At 57.3% G+C, this 13,492-nt stretch carries 10 protein-coding genes; all 10 read right to left on the bottom strand.

Features of this window, described 5'->3' with window-relative positions; all coding sequences use genetic code 11:
- Nucleotides 1–10: 10 nt before the first annotated feature.
- Nucleotides 11–4,099, bottom strand: a complete 4,089-nt coding sequence (locus G461_RS0109060) for a type VI secretion protein IcmF/TssM N-terminal domain-containing protein (RefSeq protein WP_026971602.1) — start codon at nt 4,097–4,099, stop codon at nt 11–13.
- Nucleotides 4,096–4,872 (bottom strand): DotU family type IV/VI secretion system protein, encoded by a 777-nt coding sequence (locus G461_RS25470; protein WP_051333465.1) that lies wholly within the window; start codon nt 4,870–4,872, stop codon nt 4,096–4,098. Before G461_RS25470 ends, G461_RS0109060 begins: the two co-directional genes overlap by 4 nt.
- On the bottom strand, nt 4,856–6,268 hold the full coding sequence (gene tssK, locus G461_RS0109070; protein WP_026971603.1) for a type VI secretion system baseplate subunit TssK: 1,413 nt from the start codon (nt 6,266–6,268) through the stop codon (nt 4,856–4,858). Before tssK ends, G461_RS25470 begins: the two co-directional genes overlap by 17 nt.
- Entirely contained in the window at nt 6,268–6,756 is a 489-nt protein-coding gene (locus G461_RS25475) for a hypothetical protein (protein ID WP_051333466.1), read from the bottom strand. The genes tssK and G461_RS25475 overlap by 1 nt, the downstream gene beginning before the upstream one ends.
- A complete protein-coding gene (gene tssG, locus G461_RS0109080) occupies nt 6,753–7,856 on the bottom strand; it encodes a type VI secretion system baseplate subunit TssG (RefSeq protein ID WP_026971604.1) in 1,104 nt (367 codons plus the stop codon). The genes G461_RS25475 and tssG overlap by 4 nt, the downstream gene beginning before the upstream one ends.
- Complete coding sequence (gene tssF, locus G461_RS0109085; protein WP_026971605.1) at nt 7,820–9,619, bottom strand: type VI secretion system baseplate subunit TssF; 1,800 nt, start codon at nt 9,617–9,619, stop codon at nt 7,820–7,822. Before tssF ends, tssG begins: the two co-directional genes overlap by 37 nt.
- Nucleotides 9,620–9,645: 26 nt before the next feature.
- Nucleotides 9,646–9,996, bottom strand: coding sequence for a GPW/gp25 family protein (locus G461_RS0109090; protein ID WP_026971606.1), 351 nt, complete (start codon nt 9,994–9,996; stop codon nt 9,646–9,648).
- A gap of 120 nt (nt 9,997–10,116) precedes the next feature.
- The gene (locus G461_RS0109095) at nt 10,117–10,737 is read right to left on the bottom strand and encodes a type VI secretion system tube protein Hcp (RefSeq protein WP_026971607.1); all 621 of its coding nucleotides are present in this window, start codon (nt 10,735–10,737) and stop codon (nt 10,117–10,119) included.
- Between the two features lie 62 nt (nt 10,738–10,799).
- Nucleotides 10,800–12,872, bottom strand: coding sequence for a type VI secretion system contractile sheath large subunit (gene tssC / locus G461_RS0109100; protein WP_035479904.1), 2,073 nt, complete (start codon nt 12,870–12,872; stop codon nt 10,800–10,802).
- Nucleotides 12,873–12,955: 83 nt separating this feature from the next.
- Entirely contained in the window at nt 12,956–13,192 is a 237-nt protein-coding gene (locus G461_RS23805) for a hypothetical protein (protein ID WP_051333467.1), read from the bottom strand.
- Nucleotides 13,193–13,492: the final 300 nt, after the last annotated feature.

Consider the following 13,492-nt stretch of genomic DNA (forward strand, 5'->3'; position numbering starts at 1 on the left):
CAGATTGGTATTAGTCATCACTAAAGCCCGGTGCCTGAGTCGGCAGGTTGATGGGCCAGCTGATCGCCTTACGTGCGCCGCTGCCATCCACTACTTGCCCCGACAAGGCCACGCCCGGCTGGCTTACGTAGGCAATCTTCTGTGCTTGCGGTTGCTCGCTTTTAAACGACACCGGCACATGGAACACCAGGTTCTGGCTATCGCCGGTGGCGCTTTGCCCGGCGATCCGGCCGCTGCCGTAGCGGCTGAGCCACTCGAACACGCCCCATGCTCCAGCGGCTTCAAAGCGCACGCTGGGTTGGTTGGGTACAAACACCGCATAGGGCACTGGCGCTTGGGTGTAGGGTTGGTAGGCCGAGCTTTCCGCCCAGGTCAGCTGCAGCGCCAATGGATCGCCCACCTGCCACTGTAGCTGTTCGCCATTGTTGGGCGAGCCGATAAGCTGTTGGTTACTGGTTAGCTCCCAGCGCACGATCTGATCGCTTCCCTTACCGCCGCCTGCCTGCGAGTTAAACTCCACCAGCAACTCCCCTGCCCACGCGCTGTGCTGCTTGTTGATACCGCTGTCGAGCCATTGTTTAAACAGGTCCAGCTGATTGAGGAAGTTCTTCCAGCCGCCGGGGATCTTGGCCGGATACGCCTTGGCCATGGCATCGAGCTGGGCCGTCAGCAATTTGGGGTCGTTAGCCGGGTCTTCAAAGAAACGAATAGCACGGTTAAGCGGCAGGTCATTCTTGCCCGCTTGGCTGATATCAGAGAAGGGATAGAGCCCGGCAAGCTCGCTATCAAAGCGCCTAGCCATGGCCAGGAAGCTGTCAATGGCGCGCGCCTGAGTGGATTTTTTGCAGTGCGCCCATACCTGCAGGTCGATGCGCTGCATCTTCTCGCCAAACCAGCTGCCGCCCACTGAGCGCTTATCCAGCCCCTCGCATTGGATCATCGACATTTGCGGCAGCTCGGCGGTAATTAGCGACTCTAGCAGGCTCAAGTCGTTATCGGTCTGTTTGCGCTGGTAGGCGCTAAGCACATTCAGGGTGGCCAGCCAGCGCTGTGAGCTGCCACCGAGCTGCTCGACACCGCCGCTGTTGAGCAAGTAATCCACCAGCGGTTGGGCGTAGGCTTGCGCCAAAAAGCTCAAGCGCTGGCGCTGGGCAATGGCGTACTGATCCAACTGCCGATCGGTTTGCCGGCCAAACAGGGCTTGGGCAAAGTTAAGCTGCTGCCAATCCGGGTTCTTCTGCGGCACATACAGCTTGTCGGCTTTGACCAAAGCATCGGTCTGCTCCAGCAAGTTGCGGGCGAAGTTACGCGCCGATTGCTTGAGCCAGATCCGGTTGCGGCTATCTCCCAATTGAGCCAGCAGTTGATCGAGGGTGAACAGCGCTTGTTGCACGTTGGCGAAGTTATCGACGCTTGCCGCCAACTGCGCCTCTACATCCACCGTTGCCCCCGCGGCAACCTCGGCTGGATAACGTGACATCGCTTTGTTTAGCTCGGCGCTAACCACGTTGCTAAGCTGCTGCTTAAGTGCCTGCTCATAGAACGGCAAGCCATCCTTCCAATAGCTGGCGGTAAACTGCTGATACTCGCGAATCGCTTGAATCGCTTCGGCCAAATTGCCGAATCGCCAACTATACACCTCGCTGTTTGGCAGCGCCTTCATGGCATCCACCCGCTGCTGAGCAAAGCTAAGTTGCTCCAAGGCCTCGATTTGCAGCAGCAGCGGGACCAAGTCCTCGTTGAGTACCAGCAACTGACTGTCGCGCACGTAGGCCAGGCCATACTTAGGCAAGGAAAACTTCAGTAGCTGATCCTGAACCTTGGTGTAACATTGCGACTCGCTAAACAAATTAGCAACGTGGTCCAAGGCTTCGCTGGAGTGATCGCCAGAGCGGCGCAAGGCGTTAATGTCGCGATCCAAACGCTTGCTGGCTTTACCACACGGACTGGCGCTGTAGGGGACGGTCCACTGTAGATTAGTGGTTGTCAGCCAATCACCCAATCGATCCAACTTGGCCAGCAGGGTTTGCGACGCGCTATCCCCCGCCATGCTTAGACCGTTAACGATATCGGGGCTAACGTCGCGAATAAAGGCATCACGCAGCATTTCCGCGTGTTTGGTCAAGTGCTGTAAATCCCCGCGCTCATGGGTAAGGTGATGCTTCGCTCCCTGCCAGTGCACGTCATATTTCATCACCTGCACACCGCCGGTAACCAACGGAGTGCTTGGTCGGGAGGCATCGGGCACTGGCACCTGATACAGATAGTCCAACAAGTTACTCAACCTAGACTCAACATGTAGGTCGTCCCCCAAAGGGCCAGCCAGATAGGTCAGCTCGTCTACACCGGTATGGAATTTGGCCAACATATTGGCGAAGCTAAACAGCTGGTCGCTAAGAGTATGGGTATCCAAGTCTGCGGAGAAATTATGAGGAGCAACAGGGTTTCGCTCATCGTTTAGCTCGTCAGCCTTATCCCGGATTCGGCACTCCAAGCTGGTAAACAGTCGCTTAGCAAGCAACTCATTACCAACAAACTCCTGATTGCGGTACATCTGGGTATCGAACCAGGCGGCGGGCATCGACCAGTAATCGGGGTTGCGGCCAATTTCGCCCAAATGCGCTAGCAAGCGATAGCTGTTTTGCCCAAGCGGCTGGCAATTATCAAGGTCGTCACTGGGTTCGCTAAGTACCTGCCCCACCACCCGCTCAAAGTCTTGGTTGTAGCCGACCATGCGCATGCTGTCGATGCACAGCCACACCACCAGTAACGCACCCAGCCCGATGGTGGAGAGCTGAAAACGCTGCAGCACCTTTTCCGAGGAGAGCAGCCGCCGCTCCAGCGGCGTCGCCAGATTCACTTCAGCAAAGATTTTCTTATTAAACAGTTGGTCACAGAACGCGACCCGCTGCTCAAGCCCGCCACAGAAGTAGATGCCTCGCAGCGGCAGTGGCGCCTGAAAGCGGCTGCGACTAAAGGCGCCGTCGACCACCTCTTTAAGTGGAGCGCGTAAGCTTTGAAAATAGCGATGGAACAGCATAAAGCTGTCGATATCGGCAATCTCGCGATTCGATGCGGCCACATCCAACTGTGCCTGCTGCAGCCCTTCCACCACCTGTTCAAAGGCGTGGTCTACCCAGTCGGCATCAAATGCACTCTCCAACTGCAGCGGATTCGACCAGCCGATCATCTCGCGCAGATGCTGCTCGCCCTGCGCCTGCCAGTAGGCTTCAAAGCCGGGCACCGCCTCACAGCGGGTTACCACCAGATATACCGGCAGCACAAAATTACTTTTCTTTTGCACCAGCCAGAGCTGCTTAAACAGCCGCTCACTCAGCGCCTGGCGGGCATAGATGTCTTTGGCTTCCAGCAGCGACTGGGCCGACAGCGCCACCACCAGGCCATCTAAGGGGCGCTCCGGCCGATAGCGGTGGATAAGCTCCAACAGGCGGCTAAGCTTGGGCATGGCGCAGCTGCCTTGCGCCCCTTCTTGTAGCACCGCGTCACTGCAGCGGATCACCACGCCATTGTCGAAGAAGTGCCATTTGCTGCCAGCCGCCTTGAGCGCTTTTTCTTTGTGCAGTAAAGCAGCTCGCTTACCGAGGCGAATACCCGCCAGCAAGGACTCGGGTTCGGCCCCCTCTTCGCCCAGCAGCAGGTACCACGGCGTACTGTAGCGCCACTCTCGACTGGTGCTTAGGTACTTTAAGACGCCTGTAATGCGGCGCATTCTGCGGCGCAGCATTAAGCGTTGGCGCGCATAACGTTTGTGTACAGCGAAGCGCTGGCTCAGCCAGCTAGCTAGCCGTTTCAGCGGCGCAAACAGCAGAACGAGCAAGCGCTTGGCGAAGTCCACGATGAACTTGAGCAAGCCGACAATCCCCGACCAGCCGGCTCTGGCCAGCCAGAACAGTGCCAGCACTGCCAGCACTAATCCCACAATCAAGATCAGCGCTCGCCACAGCGGGTCATTCCAATAGGGGCTGGCTAGCACCGCCAGTGGTGACAGGCGCTGCTCTAATGCAGCGATGGGCGCGGCTATCCACTGTTGGGACCAATCCAGTAGGTCCGCGACAAGGTCGTTTAGCTGGCTACTCATAAGCCACTCCCCGCGAGCGCTATCTGTTTGGCAATCCAGCTATTGAGCTGCCAGTTAATCAGCCCCCAGATCAGCGTGCTCACCACCAAGTAACCAAGGGCTGCCAGTCCGACCTTGCGATACCAGCGGCCGATCGGCGCCATCCGTTGCTGCTGGCGTGACACCAGTTGATGCTGGTAGGCGTCGGCACAAATCGGCCGCTTGCCCTCGTCTTCGCTCATATTCACCAAGCGGTAGAGTTGGCGACGATAATGGTTGAGCGCCTCGGGCTCATTGCGGTAGCGCCCCGAGAAGCCCAAACGCAGTGCTAACAGATAGACCGCGGCCAGTTGCCGCTCGGTATCGTTGTGGCTGCGCGCGGCAATCAGCCGATCCATCAGCTCAAATAAGCTGGTGCCCGCCCGGCAGCTTTTGAACAAGGCCTCTTCGAGCAGCACATCCTGCCAATATGGCTGGCCAACCCACTCCACCTCAAACAGCATCAGCTCATCGGCCAAGGCTGCCATGGTGTAGATAGCGCTGTTCATCCAGGCGTTCTCCCGGGCGGTATTGCGCTCTTTATAGCTTTGCCGAGTGGTCTCGAGCCAGCGGCGCAAGCGCGCCTGAGCGGCATAGGCGATCTCTTCCGGTTTGGGCGCTTCATCCAGCGCCATCTCACGGCGGATAACATCGTCCAACACCCCTTGGCGGATCTGTGTTTTTAGGGTGGCAATTAATTCGTAGAACTGCACCGACAGGGATAGCAGGTCCAGCGGCTTATTCGTTTCGGCCATAGTCCCCCCTCTCCTCATGCGGCACATGCAAGGTAATTCGTTTCGGTTGATGGGCCTTAAGTTGGCCGCTGGTGCAGATCACCACCAGCTGCTGACCCGGCAAGATAAACTTCTCGTCGCACTGAATGCTGAATAGCACCCGGCCGGGGCCAGCGGCGATGCCGGTCTGCTCATCCACGGTGACCTGTTTGACCTTGGCGCCGAGCATGCGGTGCTTGGAGAGCGAATCGTGCATCCGCGCTGAGGCAATCCGACATGCCTTAAACCACTCGCTCAGTTCTTCACTGCTGCCGCCCTCAAAGGCCGATAGCTCCACCAGCAGCTCCCGGCCAGCCCAGGCTTTGTCGTACTGCAGGGTAAACACGCCCTTGCGCTTGTGTTCAAAGTGGATGCTGGTAAAGCGCATGTTGACCGTGGCCAACTGGCTATTCAGGTAATCAAGGGCCACGTTGAAGCCCGCCAGCATATCGCTGTGGTTGTACGCTGGCAGCTTGGGCGGAATGCCAATCGCATCGAATTCGCTAAAGCCGCCCATCATCCGCGCCAACATCTGATAGAGGGTGTGAGGATGGGTGCGCCAATCATCGCAGGCCAGCTCAAACTCCGGCAAGTGACGGCCGAGCGCACGTATCCAGCGACGATGCAGCTCACCGATACGGTGGCCAAGCCGGTCTTCACTTTGTTCGGAATAGCCAGCCAGTTGCCGGGCTTTGTTGCGAATGGCCAGCGCCAACTCGCGGCTGCGCTGTTGCAGGCTTTTGCGCGCCCCCGAGGCATCGTCGTCGTGGGCAAAGCTCTCCGCTGCCATATGCAGCATGGGGGGGTAATACTCACCCAGACAGAAGTTGCCCGCATCGGGCTGACACACTTCAAACAGCGGAATACTGGCGTACTTGCTGCTCACCCGCTCGGTGGCTTGCAGTGCCAGCTTGGGGCTGAGCCGCTGGGTGATCAGCTCGCCCTCGCCGGTGTTATCATCCACCGTCGGCGGCCCATCCACCGCTTCATAGCGTTGAATGGTGGCGCTGTCGCTCACGCAGCCGGGGGTGCGGATCGGCGCTACCAGGTGGATGCGGATCCGTTGCTGCTGCTCAATGTCTTCCAGCTCGGTGATATCGAGCTGCAGCAGGTTGTCGTCTTGCTCTTGGTAGTCCACCACCAGACCATCGGGCAGCACTGCGCTAACCCGCTTCACCACGATCTCGCCTTGCAGCAGGCGGCCATGGTCAATCTCCAGATGGCTCAATCCCCAATGGTGGGGAGAGCCCAGCTTTCGAAGTACATGTAGCTGCCCTTCCCAGTACAGGTGGTTCTGCTGGAAGTGCTGCGGGGAGAGCATCATCCCCTCAGACCAGCAGATAGCTTGCGGCAGTGATTCCCAGTATGCGTCTTTCATTATTTGTCACCTGCCTTAATCTGGTATTTGCTCGCCTCAAAGCTGATGGCTACGCTCTTGTAGCCTTGTAAGGCCGCTGCAACCTGACCGGGCGCAGCAAGGTAGTTGGCGAACAGTAGTACAGCGACGGCATCGCGCGACTTCTTCGGCAAGCTCAGCTCGGTGGCCGAGGTGAGCGGTACAATGTCGTGACTGACGGTGGTGATTTTGGGGCCAAGGCTTAGCTGCAGTGATTGCTTGTCACGAAACCACTGCGGACCACTTAAGCTGCTGAGCGAGCTCGCCGCGCCCGCATCGAACACAAACACCAGGTCATACTCCACCGGGCTGTGGCTATTGCAGTCTTGCGAGCAGCTAACCGAGATATGCTTAAGGTTGTTGGCATGGCTAAGGCCTAAGTACTTCTTGACGCTACAACCACTTAAGCTCAGCGTGATTGCGCATAACACGGTGATAGCCAGCAGGTTTGAGCGCTGATAAAAGCTCATAAGGCCGCCCCCGCAAGCTTGACCATAAAGGTGACAGTTTCTGCCCCTTCCCGTTGCCCCAAGCGGCTTAGTCGGCCCAGCTGATTGTGCTGGCTATCCAAGCTGGCGGGCTCAGACACGCCCAGCTCGCTCTCCAAGGTGATCTGGCAGTCGCATTTTCGATCGGTCACCCAGCACAGCAGTTGGTGCAGTTGCGGGTACTCATCCCCCTCTGGCAGCAGCGCTTTGAGCCTGGCCGCAGGCAAGGGCCCGAGGACGATGCCGATGGCCGCTTGCTGATCCCACACCCGACGCCCGAGGGTCGCCTCGCCTCCTAGTCTGTTGTTGCGCTGACCGAGGCGAATATGATCTTCTGGTTCCACATCCAGCCAGCGGCCAATAAAGTTGCTCAGGCGTTTAAGCGGCAATTGCGCCACCGAGGCAAACAACTGCTGCACCATCGGCACACTCATCCGCCGATTGGCCAAGCCTCCGGCCTGGCCGATAAAACGGTCGGCGGATTGCTGATAGAGCTGGCGATGCAGCGCCAACAGGTTACCGCTCAGTGCCAGCGCCATCTGGCCCTGTTCGGATTGCTCGCAAGGTAGGTGAGTCAGGCTGGCATCGCTTAGGCTACGGAACAGATAACGCAGGCTTTGTAGGCGATGGTTAAACAAGTCGAGAAAGTGCGGCAACACCCCATCGCGCTGTTTCAGATCGTTAATGACCCACTCGTTCAGGCCGTCCGGCAGAGGGCCGCTGATACCGCTGATATGGTTGCCAAGACAGGCGATGTGGTAGTTATCAGGCTGAGGTTCATCGGCGGTGTCATCGTTGGCCGCCTGCTTAATCGCTCGCACCTCACCGGCCGGAAAATCGCCTTGATGGATGGCCTTGAAGAAGAAGCGTCGCTCTAGCTGCTCGGCTAGCTGCGCTTCCACGGCGCCTACTTCTTGCTTGTCCACCTCTTGCTTGTCAGCCTCAGTTGCAGAAGCGTCAACGGTTAACGCTGCCTGCTCGGACAGCAGCAAACGCACCAGCTGATAGAAGGACCAGCCAGCGTCAGGAGTTTGATAAAGGTCAGCTACAGTAAAACCTGTTCGCCAATGCGCGGTGGCCATTGCTTCCATACTCCTTCACGTTGATGACTAACAAGCTGCAGTTGCACGAAGTGGTTCAAGGTGGTGTACAGACCCAAGAAATAGCTGAGCACCTGCCCCAGCAGCAGCGCGTTGGCATCGCCAAAGTAGTGTTCATCCACCTTCATGGTGATGCGAGTGCCCCGGCAGTGGCCGCGCCAGGCTTGCCGCCCTAGCCGCTTCACCACACTCTCGCCTTGCCAGCTCATCAGCCCCTCGATTTGCCGCATCTGGGAGGAGGCAAAGCTGTCGGCATACAGGGTCAGCACCTGCTTAAGCAGTGCCAAGCGGTTCTGGCCATCGCCAAGGGCGAAGTGGTTGAGGCTGAGCTGAGAGAGCAGCTTGACGTTATTGCCCGGCTGCAAGCGTGCGCCTTTAAAACGGGTTGGCTGCTCCAGCACCGTGGCGCTCATCATTGGCGCACTCCCCACTGGCTTTAAGGCATCGCCAATGCGCAGGTACTCCGGCAGACGGCGGTTGTTGCACCAGCCCTTTACCGTGAGGGTTTGGTCGATCGGATTACCGGGGTTGAACTGGGTGTCGTAGAGCGATAACAGCGTATCGCAGCCACTGTGGCCGGGTTTGAGCAAGGAGCCCAAGCGAGTCACATAGTACTGATGGGCCTTATTATCACGCTTCACCCCCAGCCAAGGCTCCACCGACTTAGCCACCCCATCAAAGCCAATGCTGCGCACCTCGGTGATGTCGTAAACCTCGGCCAGCAGATACTGATTCTCGTCAGCAATCAGCCGGTATTCGTGGTGGTTTTGAGTCAGTTGTACCGGCTTAAAGCTACGTGGATAGAGGTTGATGGCCGGGAAACAGTTGAGCGACAGGCTGTTGCGTTCCACCTGAATGGCACTTTTCGCCTCATCGAGCAGGAACAGCAGCTCGAACTCGTCGACACAGCCATCGAGCGGTAGGCCACTTACCTCAAAGAAGTAGAACTTGTCGGGAAAGGCGAAGTACTCCTGCAACAAACGGTAGGCCTGCTGGCTGCCATCGCCATCTGGCAACACGCTCTCGTCTTGGGCATAGCCTAGCCAGTTGAGCAGGGGCGTGTTCGCCGCCGGCTTAATCACCCGGATATCGTCGCCCACCTTCACCGCCACGGCGCTGAGCTTGTCGTTGAGCAGTTGATACAGCCCCGGGCGCTGGCTGTTGTTGTTGATGTAAAAACGCAGGCTGTCGAGGGGATACTCGTAGACGTTGTCCATGCCGCGACTTTGGATGGTCACCGACAACACCGCCTGGGTGTCGCGCCGCTGGTCGATCTGGCTGTAGTAGTTCTTGGGCAAGATCTTCAGGGAGCTGATCTCAAACGGCCACAGCGGGGTGTTGTAGCAACACTGCAGCGAGCAATCGTAGGCTTTGTCGCTGTGATTAGAGCGAGCGCGAGTCACAAACTGGCGGCCCTTCTCCAGGGTGTAACCATTGAGAAAGTTGGTGCCATCGGTGTCCACATCGGCTTGTAGCACGGTCATACATGGCTGGGAGCGCACCAAGCTCGGATAAAGGGTTTGCAGCATCTGGTTGGGGATCTCGCCACGCTGCTCGGCCATATCGGCGCGCAGCTTGCCGGTGAGATAGGCAAAGGATTGCAGCAGCTGCTCCACATGCGGATCGGCAGAGCGACCGGCACTAAGCTTCAGCTCGGCGGCCACCGCCGGATAGGCCTGGCCGAAGTCCTCCACTGAATCGCGGAGAAACTGTAGTTCCTGCTGAAAGCTGTCAAAGTGGTCCATAGCATCAATCCCTTAATGGCCCGCCACTAGAAGCGAAACTCTTCGATGATTTCGAGCTCATGCAACTGCAGTTGCAGCTCGCAAGCCCCGGCGCCTGCCGCCTGCACATCAAGGCGCTTAACCCGCACCCCACTCACCCTTGGTTCAAAACGCAAGATCAGCGCCTCAATGCGTTGCTGGTAGCTGCCCAGCTCGCTGCCGTTCTCCATGCTTTGATCCACCAAGGCAGGCATTTGGCTGACTGCGGCCGACGCCGCGTCGCCATCCAGTAATTGCTGCGAATCGAAGATGGCTTGGATGTTGCGCCGAACCGAGTCCACCAAGGAGATGGGCTCCCCGGGAAGGGTCAGTCGCTCAAACAAGGTTTTCGCCACCATGTCATGCTCCTTTTGACTCTGCTCGACTATCCAAGTCGTTGTTTACAGTTAGCTTAAGCCTGTAGGCTAATCAGCACGGGCAAGCCAACAGCGAATGGCCTTGCCCGGCTAAGCCGCTCACTAGCTGGTAAGCGCACCGATCGGACGGTTCTTGGCGATACTCCAGCCTGCCGCCATGGTGCCCTTGTTCTGCATACCCGGACCTTGCAGTTGGTGGTGCCAGGTAATTTCGGTGAAGTTGAGCTTGAACTGCTCGGTGGCCATGTCGTTGGGGTGCGACTGGAACTGGATCTCGCTGATCAGCGCCAGACGCAATTCAAAACGCATAATGATGTTGAGCTGGTCACCGGAGTTGCGCAGCACAAAGATCATGGTTGGGCTGCCCGAATCGCTATCCAACGGCTTGGCGCGCAAGCAGTAGTCGTACATCTTGGGCGAGGCAACATCGACGTACTTCACGCAGGTAAAGTCGCTGATAATTGGCCGCCCGGAGGTACGGGCACTGTTGCTGACATCGGTGGTCACCTGCTGCTGCAGGCCTTGGTTAATCGACACCAGCTCGACGCATTTTTTCGGGTCGAAGCCAGAGCCGCCAGCGTTGGCGGTCAGCGCAGTCCAGCTATCGCCGAAGTCCGCACCGTCGATCAGCGAGCCGCCGGAGGGATCAAGCAGCCCACTCCCGGCCGGGTCTTGGGGCTTGGTAAAGCTGTCGTCGCCGAATTGAAGTAGTATTAAGTCCATAATTTATCTCTCTTTATCCTTAATTCCTGTATTGTCCTGGGCAAAGACGCCTTAGGTATGACCTAAGGCAGTTCGGCGACCAACCTGATCGAGGTAGATAGCTCTTCAAGCTGGAAGTGCGGACGCAGGAACACGGTCGCCCGATACTTACCCGGCGAGCCCGGCACGTCGGTGACATCGATGCGCGCATCACGTAAGGGATAACGGGCCTTCATCTCCTGCGGCGCGGCATCGTCCACCAGCACGTAGGCGGCAATCCAGTTATTCAGGAAGTCAGAGGCGTTATCTTTGGTCAGGAAGCTACCCACCTTGTCGCGCATGATCACCTTGATGTAGTGAGCGAAGCGCGAGGCGTTTAGTACATAGGGCAGCATGCTGGAGATGCGGGCATTGGCATTGGCCGCGTCGGTGTTGTACTTCTTCGGCAAGTTGGCGGTCTGGCCACCGAAGAAGGCCGCTTTGTCCGAGCCCTTGCGATGCAAGATTGCCATAAAGCCCAGGTCGTTCAGCTCCTTCTCGCGACGGTCGCTGATGGTGACCTGAGTGGGACAAGTTAGCTGGATATCGCCCGACGGCGTTTTGAAGGTGTGGGTCGGTAGCCCTTCCACCAAACCGCCGCCTTCAACCCCGCGGATCGCCGCCAGCCAGCCATATTTGGCGTAGGCATTGGTCACCCGCTGCGCCAACACGTAGGCGGCATTGCCCCACAGATAGCGCGAGGCATCGCGGCCATCGACATCTTCTTTAAAGTCGAAGCCTTCCACGGTGACCGTGTCTGGACCATAGGGCAGACGCAGCAGTACCTTGGGCAGGGTGAGGGTTACATAGCGCGAGTCTTCGCTCTCGCGGAAGCTGCGCCATTTGATTAGCTCGGCACTCTCGAAGATCTTGCTCAGATCGCGCGGCTGCGCCAGTGAGAAGAAGTCTTTGAGGTCGAACAATTTAGCGTAAGCGGCGGTCACAAACGGCGCATGCGCGGCCGCGGCGACACCGGCGATCTTCTCTAACAGCTCGATATCTTCTGGGTGACGGCCAAACTCGTAGTCGCCCAGCATAAAGCTGTAGGGGTCGCCGCCGTAAGTGCCAAACTCCTGCTCGTAGACCTTCTTGAACAGCGCACTTTGGTCGAACTCCACCGCTTTTTGCAGGTCTTTCAGCAGGTCAGCTTTGGATACGTTAAGGATCTTCAGCTTAAGCTGGGTGCTGGTTTCGGTGTTCATCACCAAAAAGTGCAGGCCGCGCCAGGTCGATTCGAGCGCCTGGAACTTGGGATGCTGCAGCACCAGGTTAATCTGGCGGGTTAGCAGGTTGTCGACATGGGAGATCCGGTCGTTGATCAGATCGCCAGCGAAGGCCGGTAGCGCCGGGTCGAAGCTCTTCAGCACGTCCACGGTGAACTGACCAATCAGCTTCAGGGCATAGGCCACTTGCGACTCATCCAGCGCCATGCGCCCTTCGCTAAGCAAGCGCTTAGCGAAATCGCCCGGCTCTACCGCTGAGAAATCCTCGGCGCTGCCAAAGGAGCCAATCAGCTCATCGCGCAGAGCTTGGTCGCTAAGTAGCTGCTCTAGCAAGTCATCCAGCGCGTCGTTGCCGTCGAGCTTGCCCAAGAAGTCGCGCAGATGGCAACGGCCTTGGTAGAGATCGGCGGTGGGCTGGATGTTATTCACCAGATTCATCGGCGAGAAGTCATCGATGGTGTTAAACGCTAAGATGAACACCTTCTTTTTCTTCTCAGGGGCGGCAGCGGCTTTCTTCTTGCCTTTTGCCTTGCCCTCTTCCGCCTCGGCGTCTGCATCTCCCTCTGGGGCGGCTTCTGCCGTCTCAGCAGGCGCAGTGCCATCATCGGATAGTACATCGTCAACATCGACCTTCAAGCGAACCTGACAGCCCGCCATCACTTCGTTGAAGTTATCGCGGTCAATCTCGACAAAGTCGCGCTCTTTTAGCACCGGCAGTGGCGTTAATGCCGGATCGTTGGGGGCCAGTGATGGCAGATCCCCTGATAAATCCGACAAGATCGCTACCATCAACGGCAGTTCTCGCTGCTCGATTGCATCGCCAATCTCCACGTCATAAGTGATATGAACCCGTGGAGAGCGAATGCGTGATAGTTTCTTTTGTAAACTTTCCAAAACTTCACTCCTTATCTGCTTGGTTGGTCAAAAACTCCCTATGACCGCTCGCCAAAACACTGTGACAGGCTTTCGCCCTTTGATTACGCGTTTGCATTGAGTTTGTAGTAAGCAACACCATTGCGGCTGGTCATCAGCAAGACATCGTCGCCAACCAGCTGGCGTAGTGCATGTTCCACGTCGACCCGGGAATCATTAAACCGCTGCCGCCTGACCCACCAATCGGTGATGCCATCGAGCGAATCTTCCGCACCGGGATGTTGCTGTAGATATCGCAGGATCACCGTCATAATGTCTGCGGCTTGAATGTCGTCCGTCATGATTACCCTCGTGGTTAAGGACGTACTAAGCCTTTGAGCAAGACCAGTGCCAAGCTATTTGATTAATTTATTGTGGCTGTTTTTCAATAACTTAAGTGAGATTCACTGAATCATTAGTGAGTTATCAGCTCGCGATGAGCGCGTAAAAAAATACCCGGCGGGTAGACAATCGCCCGGTAAAAAAGGCGCGTTTTCGCCCATGTCGATGTCGACTAGAAAGGGCGTGTTTATATATGGAAAGCGTTGCAATTTCGGGCAGTAATTAACGCTGCATTAGGGCATCTCGATCGTTACGAGGGT

The sequence above is a fragment of the Aliagarivorans marinus DSM 23064 genome, from assembly GCF_000429485.1.
GTDB classification, from domain to species: Bacteria; Pseudomonadota; Gammaproteobacteria; order Enterobacterales; family Celerinatantimonadaceae; genus Aliagarivorans; species Aliagarivorans marinus.